We start from the raw sequence: 22,770 nt of genomic DNA, 5'->3' as shown, positions 1-22,770 counted from the left end.
GCAGCTTGAACCAATATTTTTACAAAAGCAATTTGTTCATCGGGCAGCTTCGCGACCCTTGGTCGAGCCCGGAAAACCGGGCGAAATCGAGATTTTGCAATAATCTGAAGGTCTCTCAATTCCGTCAACTTTAAGGCAAGACACGGCCCGCTCGAAAAGGTGATTGGCTTTCCGATTCCAGCATCGCTAGGAAGGGAACCGGAATGACATAGCCGGAGTCCATCGTGTCGCTTGCCGATATTTCGCTTCTGAGTGCTTTGCTCGCTGGAGCGCTTTCGTTTCTCTCGCCCTGCGTGCTGCCGCTCGTGCCGCCCTATCTCTGCTACATGGCGGGAATCTCGGTCGAGCAGTTTCGCGGCGGCGGTGCAGCCGTAGCGGCAAGCTCGAGCGTCCGCGGCAATGTGCTGATGTCGGCACTGTTCTTCACCTTGGGATTTGCCACCGTATTCGTCGCGCTGGGTGCCGGCGCCTCTTCGATCGGCATGCTTTTGCGCCAGCACCTCGATATTCTTGCCAAGATCGGCGGCCTGATCATCGTCATCATGGGGCTGAACTTCCTTGGTGTCTTCCGCATAGGCCTTTTGGCCCGAGAGGCGCGCTTCCAGAGCGGCGGCAAACCGGCGACGCTGACGGGCGCCTATATCATGGGCCTTGCCTTCGCCTTCGGCTGGACGCCCTGCATCGGCCCGGTGCTGGGCGCCATCCTCGGCATTGCCGCCTCGCGCGAAACAGTCGGCGCCGGGGCCGGTCTGCTCGCCGTCTACTCACTCGGGCTTGCCATCCCCTTCTGGATCGCCGCCGGTTTTTCCGGGGCCTTCATGCGCTTTCTCTCCCGCTTCCGCCGCCATCTCGGCACGGTGGAGAAGGTTATGGGCGGCCTTCTTGTGTTGACGGGCCTCGCCTTCATCTTCGGTTATATCAGCGATATGGCGATCTGGTTTCAGCAGACCTTTCCAATCCTGATGAAAATCGGCTGAGCCAGCAGCAACGAACGTCATCGGTAGGCAGGAGTGAGCCTCCGCCGCCATCCTGACCACCACGGCCTATTCCGTGGTGACGGTTTCGCTGGTGCTCTACCTGATAAAGTCGGGCGTCTTACCGGCGCAGCTTCTCCCGTAATGCCGACGAAAAATTGCGCAGGCCGCCACCCGGTTCGATACCCTCGCGCATGACGATGTTGCGCAGCGGAGCAATGGTCGAAAGCACATGCAGGCCTGCTGCCCGCAGCATCTGCACAGGCAGAAAATCCGACAAAAGCGAGCGATTAAGGAGATCGACGCTTGCCGTGCGACTGATTATGTCTGCGCGTCTCTTGCGGTCGAAACTATCGCCAGCCGTTGCCGGGATCGGCAGGCCGCCACGCGAGCAGAGAATTTCCGACAGGGCCAAGATATCGCGAAGGCTGAGATTGAGGCCCTGCGCGCCGATTGGCGGGAAGACATGGGCTGCTTCGCCGATCAACGCGGCGCGGCCCTTGCCGAAACGGTAGGCCGTCATGCCGGAGAGCGGCCAGACTTGCACGCTGTTCTCGATCGTGACCTGGCCGAGCATCGATTGCATCCGCTCCTCGACTAGGCGGCCAAGCTCTTCGAGCGACTTTTCAGCATTGGCCGCCGCCTCTGACGGCTTCTGAACCCAGACAAGGCTGGAGCGTCTGCCGGGCAAGGGCACCTGCGTAAACGGACCGCTTTCCGTGTGGAATTCCGTGGAGATGTTCTGGTGCGGCAGGCTATGCGCGAAATTCAGAACCATCGCCGATTGCGGATAAGACCAGCCTTTGGTCTTGATCCCCAATGCCTCGCGCACCATCGAATTGCGGCCGTCCGCGCCGACGACGAATGCGGCTTCGATCGAATCGCCGTTGTCGAAGATGATCGATACGCCATCATCCTGGAAGGTGATCTCGGAAGCCATGGCTTCGATGCGGCTAACATTGCCTTCCGCCTCGATGGCTTGGCTGAGGTTGTCGAGCAACACGGCATTCGGAATATTATAGCCGAAGGCATCCAACCCGATTTCCGATGCCCTAAACGAGACCGTCGGCGCCCGCAGCAGCCGCGATGTACCGTCGATAATGCGCATTGTGGTCAGCGCTGCCGCCGAAGGCGCGATCCTGTCCCATAGCGTCAGTCGCTCCAGAAAGCGGATCGATTGATCCATCAGCGCCGTGGTCCGCTTGTCGGCTTTGTTGTGCGGTGCGGCCACAAGGGCGACGGATCTTCCGCCACGCGCGAGCGCGAACGCCGTGATCATGCCGGCGAGCCCTCCGCCGATAACGGCGACTTCAATCTGCTTCATATCGATGCCTCAATTACCTTCGGTTCTGAAAATAAGCGCTTAGCCTGTTGAAATCCATGGGATGAAACATCGCAACGGGTGAAAATGACAGTAAGTCGCGCTAGCGTGCCGAGATAAACGCTTTTGCGCTGGCGATGCCGACCAAAGGATGCATATTAGCAAGAAAAAGCGCCTGCCGGGGCAGGTGAATAAGCTGACGAGTCGTGGGGCGGATGAAAATCTTCAATTACAAGCGGGTGCCTTATGCGGAGATGCGTGCCTTCTCCGTTCATATATTGACGGCATCCGGATCATTTCTTGCCTTTCTCGGCGTCGTTGCGGCATCGGAACATCGCTTTGTCGATATGTTCTGGTGGCTTGGCCTGGCGCTGCTGGTCGATGGCATAGACGGGCCGATCGCGCGCAAGGTCCGCGTCAAGGAGGTGCTGCCAAACTGGTCCGGCGACACGCTCGACAACATCATCGATTACGTCACCTACGTGCTCCTGCCGGCCTTCGCGCTCTATGAGAGCGGAATGATCGGCGAGCCGTGGTCCTTTGTCGCGGCCGGAATGATCGTCGTTTCCAGCGCCATCTATTACGCCGATACCGGCATGAAGACGGACGAATATTTCTTCTCCGGTTTCCCGGTAGTCTGGAACATGGTGATTTTTACGCTTTTCGTCATCGGAGCCAGCGCCACGACAGCCATGATCCTCGTCGGCGTTTCCGTCGTTTTGACCTTCCTGCCGATCAATTTTCTGCATCCGGTGCGCGTCAAGCGCTTGCGGTCGCTGAACCTTGGCATATTTCTCTTCTGGTCGGCGCTCGGCATCTATTCGCTGTTGATGCATTTCGTCATGCCGCAATGGGCGGTTGTCCTGTTCATCGTCAGCGGGATCTATCTTTATTGCATCGGTGCCGTGCTGCAGTTTTTCCCGTCCCTCGGACGTCAGTAAGGCCCGTCCCCAGGACGTTAGTAAGGATTATGCATCATGAAGAAGACCAAGGCTATCCGTATTCATGAAAATGGCGGTCCGGAGGTCATGCAGTTAGAGGAGGTGGATCTGCCGCCTCCCGGCGCGGGTGAGGTGCAGATCCGCCACGCCGCAATCGGCCTCAACTTTATCGACGTCTATTTTCGTTCCGGTCTCTACAAGGCGCCATATTTTCCTCTGCCGCTCGGCAAGGAAGCCGCAGGCACGATCACTGAGGTCGGGCCTGGCGTGACCGATTTTGCCGTCGGCGATCGCGTTGCCTATGCCGGCAGCGACGGTGCCTACAGCCTTGAACGCAACATCGAGACCCGTCATCTGGTCAAGGTGCCCGATGATATCACGCTTGAAACTGCGGCATCGATGATGCTGAAGGGTATGACGGCCGAATATCTGCTGAACCGTACCTTCAAGGTCGGTCCCGGAACGACGCTATTGTTTCATGCGGCTGCAGGCGGTGTTGGCCTGATTGCCGGCCAATGGGCCAAGGCACTGGGAGCCGGTACCGTCATCGGTACTGCCGGTTCCGCCGAAAAGGTCGAACTGGCGCTGGCTCACGGCTACGACCACGTCATCGATTACGGCAAGGACAATTTTGCCGAGCGTGTCCGCGAGATTACCGGCGGCAAGGGTGTCGACGTCGTCTACGACTCGGTCGGCAAGGACACGTTTCCGCAGTCGCTCGATTGCCTGAAGCCGCGCGGGATGTGGGTCACCTTCGGTCAGTCTTCCGGCCCGATCGAAAATTTCAATCTCGCCATCCTCAATCAGAAAGGCTCGCTCTTTGCCACGCGGCCAAGCCTTTTTGCCTATGTCGGCACACCTGAGGAGTTGAGAGCCAGTGCAAAGGCGTTATTTGCTGTTGTGCAAAGCAGCAAAGTGCGTATCAATATTCATCAAACTTATCCGCTTGTTGATGCAGGGCGCGCGCATGCGGATTTGGAAGCCAGGAAAACGAGTGGAACTACACTGCTGATCCCATAGATCCGTAAAGGGCAGGACGGTGGGAAGGAAATGAGGGGAACGTGTCGTCATCCGATGCGCCGGCAACCGGTGCACTATTGTCGGTTCGCAAACTGACGAAACTGTTCGGCAGTTTTACTGCTTGCAACGAGATCGATCTCGAAATCCAGCCAGGCGAAATTCACGCCCTTTTAGGCGAAAACGGCGCCGGCAAATCTACGCTCGTCAAGATGCTGTTCGGCGTGCTCGAACCGTCGCATGGGCAGATTGTCTGGCAAGGGCAACCTGTGTCGATCGACGCGCCGGGCACGGCGCGCAAGCTCGGCATCGGTATGGTATTCCAGCATTTTTCTTTGTTCGAAGCGCTGACTGTCGCCGAAAATATAGCGCTCTCGCTCGACAGCAATATCCCGCTCGCAAAAATTTCCGAGGAAGCCGCGAAGCTCTCCCATGCCTATGGCTTGCCGCTCGATCCGAACGCGCATGTGGCCGATCTCTCGGTCGGCGAACGTCAGCGTATCGAGATCGTCCGCGCGCTCCTGCAAAACCCCAAGCTGATCATTCTCGACGAGCCCACTTCCGTTTTGACACCGCAGGAGGCCGATCGACTTTTCGAGACCCTATTTAAGTTGAGAGACGAGGGACGCTCGGTGCTTTACATCAGCCATCGGCTGGAGGAGGTGCAGCGCATCTGTTCGCGCGCCACTGTCCTGCGTCACGGCAAGGTTACGGGCGCCTGCGATCCGCGCCAGGAAACGACCGGTTCGCTCGCTCGTATGATGGTCGGCAACGATGTCGCCAGCGTGCAGCACGGGGGCCTTGGCGCGAAGGGAGATATTCTCCTGGAGATTGCCGGCCTTTCGGCACCGGCACGAACCCCGTTTGCCATGGCACTAAAGGAAGTTTCCCTGCGTGTGCGCGCCGGCGAGATCCTGGCGATTGCCGGTGTCGCCGGTAACGGCCAGGGCGAATTGTTCGATGTTATTTCCGGCGAATACACGGTCGCAGCGGACGATCTCGTCCAATTGCGCGGCAAGTCCGTCGGCACCAAAGGCATTAATGCGCGCCGACTGATCGGCGCAGGTTTCGTGCCCGAGGAACGCCATGGTCATGCTGCGGTATCCGCATTGAAGTTGTCGGATAACCTCGTGCTCGCCCGGCATCAGTCGGATCGCAAGTCGTTCCTGGGTGGTGGCTTCTTCAATGTCATCAGGCATGGCGCGGTCAAGCAGGCGACGAAGCGCATCTGCGAGGCGATGGATGTGCGCAAGAGCGGCGAGGATCCGGCTGCCGGCGCGCTGTCCGGCGGGAATCTGCAGAAGTTCATCGTCGGCCGCGAGCTGGATCGCCAGCCGAGCGTGCTCGTCGTCAACCAACCGACTTGGGGCGTCGATGCCGGCGCCGCGAGCCGCATCCGCCAGGCGCTGGTCGATCTCGCTCGCGATGGCTCGGCCGTGCTCGTCATCAGCCAGGATCTGGATGAGATTTTCGAGGTCGCGACCGATATTGCCGTCATTTCGGAAGGGCGGCTGTCGCCGTCTTATCCCGCCGGTGAGTTGACGCGCGAAAAGATCGGCCTGCTGATGGGCGGGCTGCATGAATCGAAGACGCATTCGGAGCCTGCACATGCGCATTGAACTTGAAAAGCGCCCGCAGGTCTCGAAGCTGTTCGGCTTGCTATCGCCTCTGCTTGCTCTCGTTTTGGCGCTGATCGCCGGCACCATCATGTTCGCCATCATGGGCAAGGATCCCGTCGAGGCGCTCGACGCCTTCTTTGTCGAGCCTCTGCTGGAAGTGTGGTCGCTGCACGAACTGGCAATCAAGGCTGGGCCGCTGATCCTGATCGCCGTCGGCCTTTGCCTCTGCTACCGTTCCAACAATTGGAATATTGGTGCCGAAGGCCAGTTCACGATGGGTGCGATCACCGGATCATTCATCCCGATCGTCTTCACCGATTGGCATTCGCCGATGATTTTGCCTCTGATGCTGATCGCCGGCGCCATCGGCGGCGCGCTCTATGCCGCCATTCCGGCGCTTCTGAAGGCGCATTTCAATACCAATGAGATCCTGACGAGCCTGATGCTTGTCTATATCGCGCAGCTCTTCCTGGACTGGTTGTCGCGCGGGCCGTGGCGCGATCCGCAGGGCCATAATTTTCCTCAGAGCATCGACTTTCCGCCGGAAGCCGTCCTGCCGGCGATTTGGGAGGATTCGGGGCGCGCGCATTGGGGCATCGTCTTTGCCGTGGTCGCGGCGATCCTTGCCTGGTTCGTTATGAAATATACGTTGAAAGGCTTTGAGATAAGCGTGCTCGGCCAGTCGGCGCGGGCAGGGCGCTTTGCGGGCTTTTCCTCGCGGAAAATGGTCTGGTTCGCCTTCCTCGTTTCGGGAGCGCTCTCGGGGTTGGCCGGCATATCCGAAGTTTCGGGCTCCATCGGCCATCTGCAGCCGGCGATCTCGCCGGGTTATGGTTTCACCGCCATCATCGTCGCCTTTCTTGCGCGCCTTAATCCGCTCGGAGCTATTCTCTCCGGTCTCGTATTGGCGCTGACCTATCTCGGCGGTGAAGCCGCGCAATTGTCGCCGGGGATATCAGCCAAGGCGGCCAGCGTTTTCCAGGGTCTCTTGCTGTTTTTCGTGCTCTCCTGCGACACGCTGATCTATTACAAAATCCGTGTGATCTGGTCGCGGGTCCGTGGAGGTGCGGCATGAGCGTTTTCGAAGCAATTCTTTTGACAATCATCACCGCATCGACGCCGCTTGTCATTGCCGGCCTGGGCGAGCTGGTGGTGGAGCGCTCGGGCGTTCTCAATCTCGGCGTCGAAGGCATGATGATTATCGGTGCGGTCGCCGCTTTCGTGGGCGCCCAGATGAGCGGGTCGCCCTATGTCGGCCTGCTGAGCGGCATTGTTGCAGGCGCTCTCTTCTCGCTGCTGTTCGGCTTTCTAACGCTGACACTAGTCACGAACCAGGTCGCGACCGGTCTGGCGCTGACCATCCTCGGGCTCGGCCTTTCCGGCATGATCGGCGAAGGTTATGTCAGCGTGCCGGGCGTGCAGCTGCACGAGATCGTCTTCCCGTTGCTGTCGGATATTCCGCTGATCGGCTCGGTGCTGTTCAAGCAGGACCTGACCTTCTATCTCTCGATCGCGCTGCTGATTGGCGTCAACTGGTTCCTCTTCCGCAGCCGTGCCGGTCTGAAGCTGCGCGCCGTCGGCGATAGCCATGGCTCGGCCCATGCGCTGGGTATCGATGTTATCCGCACCCGTTATCTCGCCGTCATGTTCGGCGGCGCCTGCGCGGGGCTTGCCGGCGCGCAACTGTCGTTGGTTTATACGCCGCAATGGGTCGAGAACATGTCGGCCGGCCGCGGTTGGGTGACGCTGGCTTTGGTGGTCTTCGCCTCGTGGCGGCCGATGCGCGTGATGGCCGGCGGTTATCTTTTTGGCGCCGTAACAATCCTGCAATTCCATGCCCAGGGCTTCGGCGTCGGCATTCCCTCGCAATTCCTGTCGATGCTGCCTTATGCGTCGACTATTGTAGTTCTCGTCATCATCTCTCAAAATCGCCGCGCGACCTTGATCAACACGCCAGCGTCGCTCGGCAAGGCCTTCGTTCCGGAGCGCTGATCGCAACAGCCGGACCGATTTCTGCAAAACATGTCAAACCAACAGGGGTACACATGAAAAAACTAGCACTCGCCCTCACAACGACAGCCGCCGCCATCGTTGGTTTCGCTGCCGCTGCTGAAGCAGCGCCGACCAAGGTCTGCTTCGTCTATGTCGGTTCGCACACGGACGGCGGTTATTCCCAGGCGCATGATCTCGGCCGCCAGCAGATCCAGAAGGAATTCGGCGACAAGATCGAGACGCCTTATCTCGAAAACGTTCCGGAAGGCCCGGACGCGGAGCGCGCCATCGAGCGTCTCGCCCGCTCGGGCTGCTCGCTGATCTTCTCCACCTCGTTCGGCTTCATGGATGCGACGGTCAAGGTTGCCGCCAAGTTCCCGAAGGTGAAGTTCGAGCATGCGACCGGCTTCAAGAGCGGCCCGAATCTCGCGACCTACAACTCGCGCTTCTATGAAGGCCGTTACATCCTCGGCCAGATCGCCGCCAAGATGTCAAAGAATCATGGTGCCGCCTACATCGCTTCCTTCCCGATCCCGGAAGTCGTGATGGGTATCAATTCCTTCGAACAGGGCGCCCGTTCGATCGATCCGACCTTCAAGCTCAAGGTCGTTTGGGTCAACACCTGGTTCGATCCGGGCAAGGAAGCTGACGCTGCCAAGGCCATGGTCGACCAAGGCGTCGATATCCTGACGCAGCACACCGATACGACGGCGCCGATGCAGGTTGCCGAGGAGCGCGGTATCCACGCTTTCGGTCAGGCTTCCGACATGATCAAGGCTGGCCCGAAAGCACAGCTGACAGCGATCATCGATACCTGGGGTAACTACTATTCCAAGCGCGTTCACGCGTTGCTCGATGGCAAGTGGAAGTCCGAACAGAGCTGGGACGGCCTGAAGGATGGCATCCTGAAGATGGGCGACTATACGAACATGCCTGACGACGTGAAGAAGATGGCTCAGGAAACCGAAGCCAAGATCAAGTCCGGCGAGCTTGCTCCCTTTACCGGTCCGATCAACAAGCAAGATGGCACGCCTTGGCTCAAGGCTGGCGAAAAGGCCGACGACGGCACCCTGCTCGGTATGAACTTCTACATCGAAGGCGTGGACGACAAGCTGCCGGCTTCGAAGTAATCCCGGCCAAATAGGTAAAGTTGAAAAAGGGCGTCTCGAACGCCCTTTTTTGTTGCGTTGCATCATCGAATGTCGATTTACAAAAGTATTACTATATGATTTTTTTGACTGCGGCCCTAGGAGATGGCCATTGGGAGATAATCATGAAGTTTAAGACCGCACTCGTTAGTGCTACGATTCTTGCTGCCTGCATGTTTACGTCGGCGTCGGCAAAGCAGCTTGTTGTCGGCTTCTCGCAAATTGGTTCGGAGTCCGGCTGGCGCGCGGCTGAGACGACGCTGACCAAGCAGGAAGCTTCAAAGCGCGGCATCGACCTTAAGTTCGCCGATGCGCAGCAGAAGCAGGAAAACCAGATCAAAGCGATCCGGTCCTTCATCGCGCAAGGCGTTGATGCGATCCTGCTGGCGCCAGTCGTGGAAACCGGCTGGGATGCCGTCCTGAAGGAAGCCAAGGAAGCCAAGATCCCGGTCATTCTGCTTGACCGCACGGTCGCCGCGCCGAAGGACCTCTATCTGACGGCTGTTACATCCGACTTGGTTCATGAAGGCAAGGTTGCCGGCGACTGGCTTGTAAAGACAGTCGGCGACAAGAAGTGCAACATCGTCGAGTTGCAGGGCACGACCGGTTCCTCGCCGGCCATCGCCCGCAAGAAGGGCTTCGAGGAAGCCATCAAGGGCCACGACAACCTGAAGATCGTCCGCAGCCAGACCGGCGACTTCACCCGCGCCAAGGGCAAGGAAGTCATGGAAAGCTTCCTGAAGGCTGAAAACGGCGGCAAGGATATCTGCGCGCTGTATGCTCATAACGACGATATGGCCGTCGGCGCCATTCAGGCTATCAAGGAAGCCGGCTTGAAGCCGGGCAAGGACATCCTGACCGTGTCGATCGATTCGGTTCCGGATCTCTTCAAGGCCATGGCGGCCGGTGAAGCCAACGCAACCGTGGAGCTGACGCCGAACATGGCTGGTCCGGCCTTCGATGCGCTCGATGCCTACCTGAAGACCAAGAAAGAGCCGCCGAAGTGGATCCAGACGGAATCCAAGCTCTATACCCAGGCCGATGATCCGCAGAAGGTCTACGAGCAGAAGAAAGACCTCGGCTACTAAGACGAAAGCCCATCGCGCTGGATCGGCAATGCCGCGCCGGTGCGATATCTTGTGCAAGATGCCGGCGCATCCACGGAATGCGCCGGTTATCGCTTTCGCAATTTGATTCATTTCAAGGAAATTCGCGCTTCATGGCTCACGACGTAGAGCGACTTCTGACAGCGACAGGTTTTTGTAAATACTTCCCCGGTTCCACCGCTCTCGATCATGTTGATTTCACATTGATGCGCGGCGAGGTCCATGCGCTTCTCGGCGAGAACGGTGCCGGAAAATCGACTTTGATCAAATGCATGACCGGCGCCTATCGCCGCGACGCGGGTACTCTGGTTCTCGATGGCGCCGAGATCGATCCGCATGATACGCTTGCCGCTCAGAAGCTCGGTATTGGAACGGTCTACCAGGAAGTGAACCTGCTACCCAATCTCAGCGTCGCGGAAAATCTGTTTCTGGGCCGCCAGCCGCGGCGGTTCGGGATGGTCAGCAGCCGCGTCATGAACAAGATGGCGAGAGATCTGCTGTCGCAATATGGCCTGGATATCGATGTTAGCCGCCAGCTCGATCGCTTTTCGGTCGCCATTCAGCAGGTGATCGCTATCGCCCGCGCGGTCGATCTCTCCGGCAAGGTTCTCATCCTCGATGAGCCCACAGCGAGCTTGGATACGCATGAAGTCGAAATGCTGTTCGGTATCGTCAGGCGATTGAAACAGCGCGGGCTGGGAATTGTCTTCATCACGCATTTCTTGGAGCAGGTTTACGAAATCTGCGATCGCATTACCGTTCTGCGCAACGGCCGCCTGGTCGGCACGCGTGACGCGGAGGGGCTTCCGCGGCAGACTCTGATCGCCATGATGCTCGGCCGCGAACTGGCCGAAGCGGAAGGTACTATAAGGCAGAGCGAGACGGAAAGCGGCCCAGTCAGATATCATTTCACGAATTTCGGCAAACGCGGCAAGATCAAGCCGTTCGACATGGAGGTGCGCGTCGGTGAAGTAGTCGGTATTGCCGGCCTGCTTGGCTCCGGGCGGACGGAGACAGCCGAAGTGCTCTTCGGCGTCGAGCGAGCCGACAGCGGGGAAGCGAAGATCGAAGGCAAACCCGTTGCGCTTTACAGCCCACGCGCCGCGATCAAGAGCGGCTTCGGCTTTTGCCCGGAAGACCGCAAGACCGATGGGATCATCGGGGATCTCTCCATTCGCGAAAATATCGTCATGGCGCTGCAGGCAAGGCGGGGCTGGGCAAGGCCCTTGCCGCGCAGCGAGCAGAACGCCATCGCCGATCGCTATATCAAGGCGTTGGACATCCGCACGACCGACAGGGAAAAGCCGATCAGGCTCCTTTCAGGCGGTAACCAGCAAAAGGCGATCCTTGCTCGCTGGCTGGCAACCAATCCGAGTTTCCTCATCCTGGATGAGCCGACGCGCGGCATCGATGTCGGTGCCCATGCGGAAATCATCCGATTGATCGAGGATCTTTGCCGGCAAGGAATGTCCCTGGTGGTTATTTCATCCGAACTCGAGGAGCTTGTCGCCTATAGTTCGCGAGTCATCGTCCTGCGCGACCGCGAACATATTGCTGAGTTGACCGGCAGTGAGATAACGGCCGGAAATATCGTCGAGGCTATCGCCACGGCTCAAAAGACGCGGGAGAACGCATGAGCTCGCCAATCAAAACCTCCTTGCTTCGGCTGATGCCTCAGCTCATCGCGCTCGCGGTTATTCTTCTATTGAATTTCATCATGTTCCCGCATTTCTTTCATCTGGAGGTTCAGAATGGAAGGCTCTACGGGAGCTTGGTAGACGTACTCAATCGTGGTGCTCCGGTAGCGCTGCTCGCCATCGGCATGACGCTGGTCATCGCCACGAAAGGGATCGATCTGTCCGTCGGCGCAGTCATCGCGATCTGCGGTGCTGTCGCGGCTTCCTCGATCGTTGCCGGCTATTCGCTTTCCTATACGCTGCTGTTGACGATCGGCGTCGGTCTGGCATGTGGCCTCTGGAACGGATTCCTTGTCGCCGTACTCGATATCCAGCCCATCATCGCGACGCTGGTGCTGATGGTGGCGGGCCGAGGCATTGCGCAATTGATCACTGAGGGCGCGATCCTCACCTTCAACAATGACGGACTGATCTTCCTTGGCAGCGGCTCGTTCGCCGCCTTGCCGATGCCTGTCGTCATCTGGATTGTCGCTGCGCTTCTGGTGATCGCTCTGGTGCGGCGCACGGCTCTCGGAATGCTGGTCGAAGCCATCGGCATCAATCGCCGGGCAAGCACTTTGTCCGGTATCCGGACTCCGGTCCTGCTCATCGCGGTTTACGCTTTGAGCGGCCTTTGTGCTTCCATCGCGGGCATCATCGTTTCTGCCGACATCAAGGGTGCGGATGCCAATAATGCCGGTCTATGGCTTGAGCTGGACGCTATCCTTGCTGTCGTGGTTGGCGGCAATTCGCTGCTCGGCGGCCGTTTCAGCATCGTCGGTTCGCTGATCGGCGCGATGATCATTCAATCGGTCAATACAGGCATCCTGCTCTCCGGCTTTCCGCCGGAATTCAATCTGGTGATCAAGGCGATTATCGTCCTTGTCATTCTGGTCATCCAGTCGCCGGCAGTGCAATCCGCCACGTCATTCTTTTGGCGTCGCCGAGACGAGGGGCAGATGGTGCAAAAGGAGCAGGCAAAGTGAATTCGAAATATCTTCCGTTGCTTGCGACGATCCTTATTTTCATCCTGGCCTATATCGCCTGCGTAACGCAGTATCCGAATATGCTGTCGACACGGGTGGTGGGCAACCTGTTGACTGATAACGCGTTTTTGGGAATAGCTGCTGTCGGCATGACCTTCGTTATTATCTCTGGCGGCATCGACCTGTCCATCGGTTCGATCATTGCCTTTACCGGCGTTTTCTTGGCCGTCATTCTGCGCGATACGGCGATCCATCCGATGATCGCATTCGTTCTTGTTCTTGTCATTACGACGATTTTCGGTGCCGGCATGGGCGCCATCATTCACTATCTCAGCATGCCGCCTTTCATCGTGACGCTGGCCGGTATGTTTCTGGCGCGCGGCTTCGCCTTCGTGCTGTCGATCGACAGCATCCCGATCGAGCATGATTTCTATTCACAGCTCAACGACCTCTATTGGCTGATGCCCGGCGGCGGCCGGTTGACATTGATCGGCGGCCTCATGCTGCTCGTCTTTGCAGGCGGCATTGTCCTGGCGCAGCGCACCCGCTTCGGTGCTAATGTCTACGCTCTCGGTGGCGGCACTCAGACCGCAGTGTTAATGGGTGTGCCTGTCGGCAAGACGACGATCCAGATTTATGCCCTTTCTGGATTTCTTGCTGGCCTATCCGGAATCGTTTTTTCTATCTATACATCTGCCGGGTACTCGCTTGCCACAGTCGGTGTCGAACTCGATGCGATCGCTGCCGTGGTCATAGGGGGGACACTGCTGACGGGAGGAGCGGGGTTCGTCGGGGGAACACTCATCGGAATTCTCATACAGGGCTTGATTCAGACCTACATCACCTTCGACGGAACGCTTTCCAGTTGGTGGACGAAGATATTGATCGGCTTGTTGCTGTTTGCTTTTATTCTGATGCAGAAGGGACTTCTGCTGCTTTCCCGCTTGAATCGACGATATGTCTGAGGGAGGGACAGAGCTCTTGCGAAACCGATTGCTTGAGACCGGAAAAACCGAGGGAAAATCACGCACGAGCCACGCTCAGGTGGTTGATGAGTTAGGCAAGGCGATCGTTTCTGGCGCATTTCCGATCGGAAGCATTCTTCCCGGCGACAGCGAGCTTCTGCAACGGTTCAAGGTATCCCGCACGGTCCTGCGTGAAAGCATGAAGACTCTGGCGGCGAAGGGGTTGGTGGTGCCGCGCGCCCGCGTCGGCACGCGCGTCACCGAAAAGATCCATTGGAACATGTTCGATAATGAAGTGCTCAATTGGCATTTCGAAAGCGGCGTCAACAAGGAATTTCTTCTCCATCTTTACGACATACGCATGGCGTTCGAGCCTTTTGCGGCGAGTCTGGTGGCGGAAAGGGCCAGCCGAGAGGATATCGAACTGCTTCGCAACCTTGCGGCCGCCATGGCGGCGCCGCACCATACTTCCGATAGCCTCGCAGTCGCCGATTTGCATTTCCACTTGGCAATTACAGAGGCTTCGCAGAATCCGTTCATGCGGTCGCTCGGTGGACTTATCAAAGCCGCACTCGTTGGCATGTTTCGCATGAGCGCGCCGCCGTCAACCAATGGTTTTGCCAATATTGCTGATACGCATATGGCCATAGTGGACGCGATAGCGGCGCGAGACAGCCTTTCCGCCCATAAGGCGATGGAATTCGTGATTATCGATGGGCGTCAGCATGTCCTCCAAGCTTTCGAGGCTCTCGCCGAAGCCTGAAAGCCGCCTCGAATTTCGCCGTGGTTCATCGCTCGACTTGTTGATATGAGGGGAGTCGTTCGGCCAGCGCCGACGCCTGACTGTATCTCTCGGAGCTTGAAATGGAACGCAGCTGTCTCGCCATCATCCTCGCCGCCGGCGACAGTACCCGCATGAAGTCATCGATGTCGAAGGTCCTGCATCCGATTGCCGGGCGCCCGATGATCGCCCATGTCATGGATGCGATTGCTAAGACCGGGATTTCTGCGGCGGCTCTGGTTGTCGGGCGCAATGCGGATGAGGTCGGCGCCGCAGCATCGATCGGCGGCATCACCATCGAATCCTATCTTCAGAAAGAACGCCTCGGCACTGGCCATGCGGTGCTGGCGGCTCGCGAGGCGATTGCTCGCGGATATGACGATATTATTGTTGCCTATGGAGACGTTCCGCTGCTGACCGATGTGCCGCTTCGCGCCGCCCGCCGGGGACTGGCCGATGGCAACGATATCGTCGTTATCGGGTTTCATACGGAGCATCCCAATGCCTATGGCCGATTGCTGGTGAAGGATGGCGAACTGATCGCCATTCGAGAAGCCAAGGATGCGACGGATGCCGAGCTGGCGATAAAGTGGTGCAATAGCGGACTAATGGCGATCAATGGCCGCAAGGCGCTGGACCTCCTTGATCGCATCGGCAACAACAATGCCAAGGGCGAATATTACCTCACCGATCTCGTCGAGATCGCCCGTTCGCTTGGCGGACGCACCGTTGCCGTCGATGCGCCCGAAGTCGAGATGACCGGCTGCAACAACCGCGCCGAACTTGCCGTCATTGAGCGCCTCTGGCAGGAGCGCCGGCGGCATGAGGTGATGCTGTCGGGCGTGACCATGATAGCGCCGGAAACCGTTTTCCTCGCCTATGACACTGTGATCGGCCAGGATGCGTTGATCGAACCGAATGTCGTCTTCGGCCCCGGTGCCGTTATCGAGGGCGGCGCGGTCATCCATGCCTTCTCACATATCGAGGGTGCCCATATCAGCGCCGGCGCGACGGTCGGGCCCTTTGCGCGGCTGCGTCCGGGCGCGGATCTGGCCGGCGGTGCCAAGGTTGGCAATTTCTGCGAGGTCAAGAACGGCAAGATCGGCGAAGGCGCCAAGGTCAATCATCTGACCTATATCGGCGATGCGACGATCGGAGCCGGCAGTAATATCGGCGCGGGCACGATCACTTGCAACTATGATGGGGTCAACAAGCATGAGACCCATATCGGCGCTAACGCCTTCGTCGGCTCCAATTCCTCGCTTGTGGCTCCCATCCGCATCGGTGACGGCGCTTATATTGCCTCCGGCAGCGTTATCACCGAGGATGTTCCAGCCGATGCGCTGGCCTTCGGCCGGGCTCGCCAGGAAGTAAAGCCGGAGCGAGCTAAAGCAATCCGCGAGCGAGCTCTTGCCATCAAGGCAACGAAGAAGGGCAGCCACTAAAACTCGCGCGTTGACGTAACGGTCCGAAATCGAAAGTGACCGTGATGGCAATTGAGAAAATTGCAAGAATGATTAGGACTTGCCTTCATATCTGAGGCCAGACGGAGAGCTGTATGTGCGGTATTGTTGGGATCGTTGGAACGAAGCCCGTGGCGGAGCGCTTGGTGGATGCGCTGCGGCGGCTCGAGTACCGCGGCTATGATTCGGCCGGTGTCGCGACGATCCACAACGGTGTGATGGATCGTCGCCGGGCGGAGGGAAAGCTCTTCAATCTGGAAAAGCGTCTCGAAGCGGACCCATTGCCGGGCACGACAGGCATTGCGCATACGCGCTGGGCCACGCACGGTGTTCCGAATGAAACCAACGCTCATCCGCATTTCGTCGAAGGCATTGCCGTCGTCCATAACGGCATCATCGAAAACTTCTCCGAACTGCGCGAAGAGCTGAAGGCCGAAGGGCGGGAATTTGCCTCGCAGACGGATACGGAAGTCGTCGCCCATCTTCTGGCAAAATACGTCCGTGAGGGCCTGGGCCCGCGGGCGGCCATGCTGAAAATGCTGAACCGTGTGACGGGCGCCTATGCACTGGCCGTGATGTTCCAGAACGATCCTGACACGCTGATGGCGGCACGCTCCGGCCCGCCGCTTGCCGTCGGTTATGGCAAGGGCGAGATGTTCCTCGGTTCGGATGCGATCGCGCTCGCACCTTTCACCAATGAGATCACCTATCTGGTCGATGGCGACTGCGCGATTGTCACGCATGCGGGTGCAACCATTCTCGATTTCAACGGTAATGAGGTGACGAGGCCAAGGCAGATTTCCCAAGCGACCGCCTATGTGGTCGATAAAGGCAACCATCGCCACTTCATGGAGAAGGAAATCTACGAGCAGCCGGAAGTCATTTCCCACGCGCTCAGCCACTATGTCGATTTCGCCAGCCATCGGGTACGCCCGGATATTTCGGCCATCGATTTCAGCAGTGTTTCCGGGCTCGCAATATCAGCCTGCGGCACCGCCTATCTCGCCGGCCTTGTGGGTAAATATTGGTTCGAACGCTATGCGCGGCTGCCGGTCGAAATCGATGTTGCTTCCGAATTCCGCTATCGCGAAATGCCTCTATCACCGTCGCAGGCGGCCTTGTTCATTTCGCAGTCCGGCGAGACTGCCGATACGCTCGCGTCGCTTCGCTATTGCCGGGACAACGGCCTCAAGATCGGCGCTGTCGTCAACGTGAAGGAATCGACCATCGCGCGCGAATCCGATGCGGTGTTTCCGATCATGGCCGGTCCGGAAATCGGTGTCGCCTCGACGAAGGCTTTCACCTGCCAGCTTGCCGTCCTTGCTTCGCTGGCGATCGGAGCCGGTGTCGCTCGCGGCATCATCAGTGCCGAAGACGAGAAGGAGCTGGTGCACCATCTCGTTGAGATGCCACGCATCATGGCTCAGGTGTTGAACATCATCCAGCCGCAGATGGAAAGCCTGTCACGCGAAATCTCGAAGTTCAAGGATGTGCTCTATCTTGGCCGCGGTACCAGCTTCCCGCTCGCCATGGAGGGCGCGCTGAAACTGAAGGAGATTTCCTACATCCATGCCGAAGGCTATGCCGCCGGCGAGCTCAAGCATGGTCCGATCGCGCTCATCGACGAGAACATGCCCGTCATTGTCATTGCCCCGCATGACCGTTTCTTCGACAAGACCGTTTCCAACATGCAGGAAGTCGCGGCACGCGGCGGGCGAATCATTTTCATAACGGATGCGAAGGGCGCTGCCGCATCGACATTGCCGACCATGGCGACCATTACTCTCCCGGTCGTCGACGAGATCATCGCACCGATCATCTTTTCGCTGCCCATTCAATTGCTTGCCTATCATACCGCAGTCTTTATGGGCACGGATGTCGATCAGCCGCGCAATCTCGCCAAATCGGTCACCGTGGAATAGGATTCCTTCTGTCGCACATTTACCGTCACGTCGTCGTGAGCCGACCGCTTACTCGGCTCGCAGACGTGTCTGACGGGTTGTATGCCGCGCCGATTTCTGGCACGATTCGTCCACGGAGATGGTGGGGAGGATTTGCCGGGGAGCGGTAGCGACGGGACGGAGTTTTCGAGCGGCGAATGACTGAAAAACTCATCAAAATGTCCGTGACGACGCGGATCAGAAACAATTTCCTGGCCGGCCTGATTCTCTGCGCCCCGATCGCCATTACGCTATGGCTGACTTGGTCAGTCGTCCATTGGGCCGACAGCTGGGTTCGCCCCTATATTCCTGCACGCTACGATCCCGAAAGCTATCTGAACTTCGCCGTACCCGGTACCGGCCTGGTCATCGCGATGATCTTCATCACGATCGTAGGCTTTCTGGCCAAGAACTTGATTGGTCAGAGCATCGTCCGCTTCGGCGAGTCGATCGTCAATCGAGTGCCGCTGGTACGGACCATCTATAAGAGCGTCAAGCAAATCTTCGAAACCGTGCTGAAGGAGCAGGGCACATCCTTCAAGAAGGTGGGGTTGATCGAGTATCCAAGCCCAGGCTTATGGTCCATGGTCTTCATATCGACCGATGCCAAAGGCGAGATCGCCTCGAAATTCAATGCGATGGGTCAGGACATGGTTGCGGTTTTTCTGCCGCCGACACCTGTACCTACCGCGGGTTTTCTAGTCTTCGTTCCTCGCGAAAAAATCACGTTGCTAGACATGAGCCCCGAGGACGGCGCCAAGCTTCTGATATCGGGCGGTCTCGTTGTGCCTGAATACAAGGAACTGGTCGCAGCCAAGAAACTGCAGCAGCCGGTTCCCATGAATTCTTTGAGCTAAATTGCTCATCTTCCAATTGTTGAATCAATAGCTTCGCGTTTCACGCGAATTGTCATGCCTCTATCATATTGACGCCTTAGATCGTCAGTCGGGGCAGACAATTGCATGTATCTCAGCATCGAATGTTCGGAGCACCGGCGCCGGGCTGCGGTTCTTAGCGCGGCCCGAAAACGGGCCGGAGATGAATGCCATTATCTCCACAAAGGTTTTCATCAGGAGGATAACATCTTGAAATATATGCGTTCGAAGAAATTCCTGCTCTTATCGGCTGCACTGGCCACATTCGTTTTCGCCGCGCCGGTCGCGGCACTCGCTGATACATCCGTCACCATTCAGGGTGTGACGCTCGTCAATAAGGGCCGCGTCGCTGTCGGCCGAATTCCTGCCAATCAGCGTGACAAGTTCGGCGAAACCTTTGGTTCAGGCTCGGGCATGTCGATCGACATCAAGAGTTGGACCCGCAACACCGACGGCACCTATAAGGGCTCGCTGTGGCTGCTGCCGGACCGGGGCTATAATGTCGCCGGCACCACCGATTATCGCGGGCGTCTCAACACCATCGATATCAAGCTGTCGCCGGTTGCTCCCGGTGCAACGCCGCCGGCCGGCCAGGAGCAGGCGGGCATTGAAGCCAAGCTGGCGGATACGCTGCTTTTGAAAGACAACAAGGGCAACGAAACCACCGGCCTCGACCCCGCTAACGGCGTCCGCCAGGCAGAAGGCGGCATGCCGCTTTTGCCGCAAGCGCCGAACGGCAAGATCTCGCTCGACAACGAAGCTATTGCCCGGCTGCCCGATGGTTCGATGTTCATCAGCGATGAATACGGTCCCTATATCTACCGCTTCTCGGCGGATGGGCGCATGATCTCGGCCACGGCGCCGCCGGCCGCGTTTCTGCCGATGCGCCACGGCGCCGTGAATTTTTCCTCGAACAACCCCGGTCCAGGCGAAGCCGCGCCCGATCCGAAGGATCCGACCAGCGGGCGCCAAAATAATCAGGGCTTCGAGGGGATGTCCCTGACCCCGGACGGCAAGTTCCTGATCGTCGTGCTTCAGTCCGCGACCCGCCAGGATGGCGGCGATTCCAGCTCGACGCGGCAGAACACCCGCGCGCTGGTTTACGATGCCACCGATCTCGACCATCTGAAACTGGTGCACGAATATGTCGTGCCTCTGCCGGTTTTCACCAATGACAAGGGCAAGACGGCCGTTGCCGCGCAAAGCGAAATCGTGGCGCTCTCACCGACAAGCTTCCTGATGCTGGCGCGCGACAGCAACAATGGTTATGGCCAGAAGGGCGACAAGTCGCTCTATCGCAGCATCGTTGCCGTCGATGTGTCCGCTGCCACCGATATTGCCGGCGGCAAGTTCGACAGCGACACGGCTGTCGCGCCAAAGGGCGTCCTTGATCCCTCCGTCAAGCCGGCTGTCCTCAGCCAGTTCATCGACATCAACGATAGCGCCGATCTTGCGCGCTTCGGTCTACATAATGGCGCGCCGAACGACCGCAACAACCTCTCCGAAAAGTGGGAGGCCATGTCGATCGTCAGCGTTCAGGATCCGAAGCTGCCCGACGATTATTTCCTGTTCGTCGCCAATGACAACGACTTCATTACCCAGGACGGTTTTCAGGTCGGAGCCACCTACAAAGATGATAGCGGTGCCGATGTCGATACTATGTTCCAGGTATTCCAGGTCACCATTCCTGGCCTTGCTGCCAAGTGATCGGATGAAACCGGGATGGACGCGGCTAACGCGTCCATCCGCTTACCCCGCTCGCAGGAATCGGATCGCCTCATCGCGACGGAAGAGGTAGAGTAGGGTGCGTACCGCACTGCCACGCTCGCTGGTCAGTTCCGGATCGCGCTCGATCAGATAGGCGGCATCCTTACGGGCGATTTCCAGGAGATCGGCATGGGCTTCCAGGCTGGCGATGCGGAAGCCTGGCGTGCCGGACTGGCGCGTGCCGAGAAGCTCGCCTTCGCCGCGCAGCTTCAAATCCTCCTCGGCAATGCGGAAGCCGTCTTCCGTCTCGCGCATAATCGACAGCCGCGCATGCCCGGTTTCGCCGAGGGGGCCTTTGTAGAGAAGAATACAGGTGGAGGCTTCGTCACCACGACCGACGCGTCCGCGCAGCTGATGCAGCTGCGCGAGGCCAAAACGTTCGGCATGTTCGATGACCATGATCGTTGCGTCCGGCACATCGACGCCCACTTCGACGACCGTCGTCGCAACCAGCAGGCGGATCTCGCCATTCTTGAACGCCATCATCACGGCGTCTTTCTCCGGGCCACTCATTCGCCCATGGATGAGGCCGATGCCCGGTCCGAGTGCCTTGGTCAATGTCTCATGACGCTCCTCGACGGACATTAAATCGGATTCTTCGGATTCCTCCACAAGTGGGCATACCCAATAGGCTTTTTTACCTTCGGATAGCGCGCTCCTCAGACGCGTGACGATATCGCCGGTTCGCTCGTTCGGAATGGTGATCGTCTGGATCGGCTTGCGCCCCGCCGGCTTCTCGGTGAGCTTGGAAACATCCATATCCCCGAAAGCGGCAAGCACCAGCGTTCGCGGTATGGGCGTTGCGGTCATGACGAGCATATGGGGAGAGATACCCTTCGCGGTCAGGCGCAGGCGTTGGTGAACGCCGAAACGGTGCTGCTCGTCGACCACAGCCAGCATGAGGTTGGCATAGGCGACGCTGTCCTGGAAGAGAGCATGAGTGCCGATGATGATCTGCGCTTCGCCGGAGGCAATGCGCTCCAGGATAGCGTCACGCTCGCGTCCCTTTGTGCGACCTGTGAGAACTTCGACGGAAAGGTTTGCGCTCGCTGCGAATTTTGAAATCGTAGCATGATGTTGGCGAGCCAGAATTTCGGTCGGTGCCATGAGCACAGCCTGACCACCGCTTTCGATCACGGCGGCGATAGCCATCAGCGCCACCAGCGTCTTGCCCGCGCCGACGTCGCCCTGCAGCAGCCGAAGCATGCGCTCGGTGCCTGCCATATCCTTCAGAATATCGGCGACCGCATCACGCTGGCTGTTCGTCATCGAGAAAGGAAGAGATTCCAGTATTTTGCCGCTGATTTCTCCAGTAGCATGCACCGGCTGTCCCGCAACCTTGCGCAGCCGCTGGCGAACCAGGGAGAGCGACAATTGCCCTGCCAGGAATTCATCATAGGCAAGCCGGCGGCGGGTCGGTGCCTGCGGATCGATATCGGCGGCATCCCGCGGCGCATGCAGCATGTGGAAGGCGTCGGAGATCGAGGGAAAGCCCTGCTTTTGAGTAAGGGCAATATCATCCCACTCGGGCAACTGCGGGATGCGCGGCAGCGCCGCCTCGATGGTCTTGCGTAGGAACTTTGGTGTAAGTCCAGCCGTTAGCGGATAAACCGGTTCGACCAACGGCAGGTTTTCCGCCTCGCTCTCGCGCATGATGTAATCCGGATGCACCATGGATGGCCGGCCGTTGAACCAGTCGACCTTGCCGCTGACGGTGACGGTCTCATCGATCGGCAGCTGCTTTTCGAGCCATTGCGCCTTTCCGCGGAAGAAGACTAGAGCAAGTTCGCCCGTTTCGTCATGCAGATAGACGCGATAGGGCACGTTGCTGCGCGGATTGGGCGGCGGCTGATGTCGGTCGACACGGCCGGTGATGGTGACGATGGCGCCTTGCGGCGCCCTCGCGATACCGGGCTGCTCGCGTCGGTCGATGATCGAATGCGGCGCGTGAAAAATGAGGTCGATGACCCGACAATCGTCGATCGTCTCGCGATCGAGCAGCTTCACCAGCAGCTCGGACACCTTCGGCCCGACGCCGGGCAGCGAAGAGATGGAGGCAAACAGCGGGTCGAGGATAGCGGGACGCATGTCCGGCAAAATGCGACGGGCAGGGCGCATTTGGCAAGGGGCGGTAGGGAACTCGGCACCATTGTATCAAACACTCCCCGGAAAATTGCATTGTAGGTGTTTTTTTCTGAA

The 22,770-nt window shown here is 58.5% G+C and carries 18 protein-coding genes; 16 read left to right on the top strand and 2 right to left on the bottom strand.

What is annotated here, in order from left to right; genetic code table 11:
- The first annotated feature begins 224 nt into the window (after nucleotides 1–224).
- Nucleotides 225–977 carry a cytochrome c biogenesis CcdA family protein gene (locus ACYJRZ_RS10805; protein ID WP_459458858.1) on the top strand — a complete coding sequence of 251 codons (753 nt, stop codon included), beginning with the start codon at nucleotides 225–227 and terminating at the stop codon, nucleotides 975–977.
- A gap of 118 nt (nucleotides 978–1,095) precedes the next feature.
- On the opposite strand, the gene ACYJRZ_RS10800 is transcribed toward ACYJRZ_RS10805, so the two are convergent.
- The gene (locus ACYJRZ_RS10800; RefSeq protein ID WP_459458856.1) at nucleotides 1,096–2,298 is read right to left on the bottom strand and encodes a UbiH/UbiF family hydroxylase; all 1,203 of its coding nucleotides are present in this window, start codon (nucleotides 2,296–2,298) and stop codon (nucleotides 1,096–1,098) included.
- Nucleotides 2,299–2,510: 212 nt separating this feature from the next.
- On the opposite strand from ACYJRZ_RS10800, the gene pcsA reads away from it, so the two are divergent.
- The 15 genes from pcsA to ACYJRZ_RS10725 all read left to right on the top strand — a co-directional run bounded on the left by pcsA (nucleotide 2,511) and on the right by ACYJRZ_RS10725 (nucleotide 20,511).
- Nucleotides 2,511–3,236: a phosphatidylcholine synthase gene (gene pcsA / locus ACYJRZ_RS10795; protein WP_459458854.1), complete on the top strand. Its 726-nt coding sequence runs from the start codon at nucleotides 2,511–2,513 to the stop codon at nucleotides 3,234–3,236.
- Nucleotides 3,237–3,272: 36 nt separating this feature from the next.
- Nucleotides 3,273–4,256: a quinone oxidoreductase family protein gene (locus tag ACYJRZ_RS10790; protein WP_459458852.1), complete on the top strand. Its 984-nt coding sequence runs from the start codon at nucleotides 3,273–3,275 to the stop codon at nucleotides 4,254–4,256.
- Nucleotides 4,257–4,297: 41 nt separating this feature from the next.
- The gene (locus ACYJRZ_RS10785; RefSeq protein ID WP_459458850.1) at nucleotides 4,298–5,872 is read left to right on the top strand and encodes an ABC transporter ATP-binding protein; all 1,575 of its coding nucleotides are present in this window, start codon (nucleotides 4,298–4,300) and stop codon (nucleotides 5,870–5,872) included.
- Nucleotides 5,862–6,947, top strand: coding sequence for an ABC transporter permease (locus ACYJRZ_RS10780; protein WP_459458848.1), 1,086 nt, complete (start codon nucleotides 5,862–5,864; stop codon nucleotides 6,945–6,947). The genes ACYJRZ_RS10785 and ACYJRZ_RS10780 overlap by 11 nt, the downstream gene beginning before the upstream one ends.
- Nucleotides 6,944–7,864, top strand: a complete 921-nt coding sequence (locus ACYJRZ_RS10775) for an ABC transporter permease (RefSeq protein ID WP_459458846.1) — start codon at nucleotides 6,944–6,946, stop codon at nucleotides 7,862–7,864. Before ACYJRZ_RS10780 ends, ACYJRZ_RS10775 begins: the two co-directional genes overlap by 4 nt.
- A 53-nt stretch (nucleotides 7,865–7,917) precedes the next feature.
- The gene (locus ACYJRZ_RS10770; protein ID WP_459458844.1) at nucleotides 7,918–8,994 is read left to right on the top strand and encodes a BMP family ABC transporter substrate-binding protein; all 1,077 of its coding nucleotides are present in this window, start codon (nucleotides 7,918–7,920) and stop codon (nucleotides 8,992–8,994) included.
- A 143-nt stretch (nucleotides 8,995–9,137) separates the two neighbouring features.
- On the top strand, nucleotides 9,138–10,100 hold the full coding sequence (gene ytfQ, locus ACYJRZ_RS10765; RefSeq protein WP_459458842.1) for a galactofuranose ABC transporter, galactofuranose-binding protein YtfQ: 963 nt from the start codon (nucleotides 9,138–9,140) through the stop codon (nucleotides 10,098–10,100).
- A gap of 131 nt (nucleotides 10,101–10,231) precedes the next feature.
- Nucleotides 10,232–11,755, top strand: coding sequence for a galactofuranose ABC transporter, ATP-binding protein YtfR (gene ytfR, locus ACYJRZ_RS10760; protein WP_459458840.1), 1,524 nt, complete (start codon nucleotides 10,232–10,234; stop codon nucleotides 11,753–11,755).
- The gene (locus tag ACYJRZ_RS10755; protein ID WP_459458838.1) at nucleotides 11,752–12,780 is read left to right on the top strand and encodes an ABC transporter permease; all 1,029 of its coding nucleotides are present in this window, start codon (nucleotides 11,752–11,754) and stop codon (nucleotides 12,778–12,780) included. Before ytfR ends, ACYJRZ_RS10755 begins: the two co-directional genes overlap by 4 nt.
- On the top strand, nucleotides 12,777–13,745 hold the full coding sequence (gene yjfF, locus ACYJRZ_RS10750) for a galactofuranose ABC transporter, permease protein YjfF (RefSeq protein WP_459458836.1): 969 nt from the start codon (nucleotides 12,777–12,779) through the stop codon (nucleotides 13,743–13,745). Before ACYJRZ_RS10755 ends, yjfF begins: the two co-directional genes overlap by 4 nt.
- Before the next feature lie 16 nt (nucleotides 13,746–13,761).
- A complete protein-coding gene (locus tag ACYJRZ_RS10745; RefSeq protein ID WP_459458834.1) occupies nucleotides 13,762–14,508 on the top strand; it encodes a FadR/GntR family transcriptional regulator in 747 nt (248 codons plus the stop codon).
- Between the two features lie 101 nt (nucleotides 14,509–14,609).
- The gene (glmU, locus tag ACYJRZ_RS10740) at nucleotides 14,610–15,971 is read left to right on the top strand and encodes a bifunctional UDP-N-acetylglucosamine diphosphorylase/glucosamine-1-phosphate N-acetyltransferase GlmU (protein WP_459458832.1); all 1,362 of its coding nucleotides are present in this window, start codon (nucleotides 14,610–14,612) and stop codon (nucleotides 15,969–15,971) included.
- Between the two features lie 113 nt (nucleotides 15,972–16,084).
- Nucleotides 16,085–17,911: a glutamine--fructose-6-phosphate transaminase (isomerizing) gene (gene glmS / locus ACYJRZ_RS10735; protein WP_459458830.1), complete on the top strand. Its 1,827-nt coding sequence runs from the start codon at nucleotides 16,085–16,087 to the stop codon at nucleotides 17,909–17,911.
- 176 nt (nucleotides 17,912–18,087) lie between these two features.
- Nucleotides 18,088–18,786 carry a DUF502 domain-containing protein gene (locus ACYJRZ_RS10730; RefSeq protein ID WP_459458828.1) on the top strand — a complete coding sequence of 233 codons (699 nt, stop codon included), beginning with the start codon at nucleotides 18,088–18,090 and terminating at the stop codon, nucleotides 18,784–18,786.
- A 237-nt stretch (nucleotides 18,787–19,023) separates the two neighbouring features.
- On the top strand, nucleotides 19,024–20,511 hold the full coding sequence (locus ACYJRZ_RS10725; protein WP_459459581.1) for an esterase-like activity of phytase family protein: 1,488 nt from the start codon (nucleotides 19,024–19,026) through the stop codon (nucleotides 20,509–20,511).
- A 42-nt stretch (nucleotides 20,512–20,553) separates the two neighbouring features.
- On the opposite strand, the gene recG is transcribed toward ACYJRZ_RS10725, so the two are convergent.
- The gene (gene recG / locus ACYJRZ_RS10720) at nucleotides 20,554–22,659 is read right to left on the bottom strand and encodes an ATP-dependent DNA helicase RecG (protein ID WP_459458826.1); all 2,106 of its coding nucleotides are present in this window, start codon (nucleotides 22,657–22,659) and stop codon (nucleotides 20,554–20,556) included.
- Between the last annotated feature and the right edge of the window lie 111 nt (nucleotides 22,660–22,770).

Source organism: Rhizobium sp. No.120 (assembly GCF_054558365.1).
This window is presented reverse-complemented; position numbering and strand designations above follow the sequence as displayed.

Excerpts from the sequence above, each read along its gene's own strand:
- ACYJRZ_RS10755 (WP_459458838.1), top strand. The coding sequence starts at position 11,752 with ATGAGCTCGCCAATCAAAACCTCCTTGCTTCGGCTGATGCCTCAGCTC.
- ACYJRZ_RS10775 (WP_459458846.1), top strand. The coding sequence starts at position 6,944 with ATGAGCGTTTTCGAAGCAATTCTTTTGACAATCATCACCGCATCGACG.
- pcsA (WP_459458854.1), top strand. The coding sequence starts at position 2,511 with ATGAAAATCTTCAATTACAAGCGGGTGCCTTATGCGGAGATGCGTGCC.
- ACYJRZ_RS10725 (WP_459459581.1), top strand. The coding sequence starts at position 19,024 with ATGCGTTCGAAGAAATTCCTGCTCTTATCGGCTGCACTGGCCACATTC.
- glmS (WP_459458830.1), top strand. The coding sequence starts at position 16,085 with ATGTGCGGTATTGTTGGGATCGTTGGAACGAAGCCCGTGGCGGAGCGC.
- ACYJRZ_RS10770 (WP_459458844.1), top strand. The coding sequence starts at position 7,918 with ATGAAAAAACTAGCACTCGCCCTCACAACGACAGCCGCCGCCATCGTT.
- glmU (WP_459458832.1), top strand. The coding sequence starts at position 14,610 with ATGGAACGCAGCTGTCTCGCCATCATCCTCGCCGCCGGCGACAGTACC.
- ACYJRZ_RS10790 (WP_459458852.1), top strand. The coding sequence starts at position 3,273 with ATGAAGAAGACCAAGGCTATCCGTATTCATGAAAATGGCGGTCCGGAG.
- ytfQ (WP_459458842.1), top strand. The coding sequence starts at position 9,138 with ATGAAGTTTAAGACCGCACTCGTTAGTGCTACGATTCTTGCTGCCTGC.
- ACYJRZ_RS10780 (WP_459458848.1), top strand. The coding sequence starts at position 5,862 with ATGCGCATTGAACTTGAAAAGCGCCCGCAGGTCTCGAAGCTGTTCGGC.
- ytfR (WP_459458840.1), top strand. The coding sequence starts at position 10,232 with ATGGCTCACGACGTAGAGCGACTTCTGACAGCGACAGGTTTTTGTAAA.
- ACYJRZ_RS10800 (WP_459458856.1), bottom strand. The coding sequence starts at position 2,298 with ATGAAGCAGATTGAAGTCGCCGTTATCGGCGGAGGGCTCGCCGGCATG.
- recG (WP_459458826.1), bottom strand. The coding sequence starts at position 22,659 with ATGCGTCCCGCTATCCTCGACCCGCTGTTTGCCTCCATCTCTTCGCTG.
- ACYJRZ_RS10730 (WP_459458828.1), top strand. The coding sequence starts at position 18,088 with ATGACTGAAAAACTCATCAAAATGTCCGTGACGACGCGGATCAGAAAC.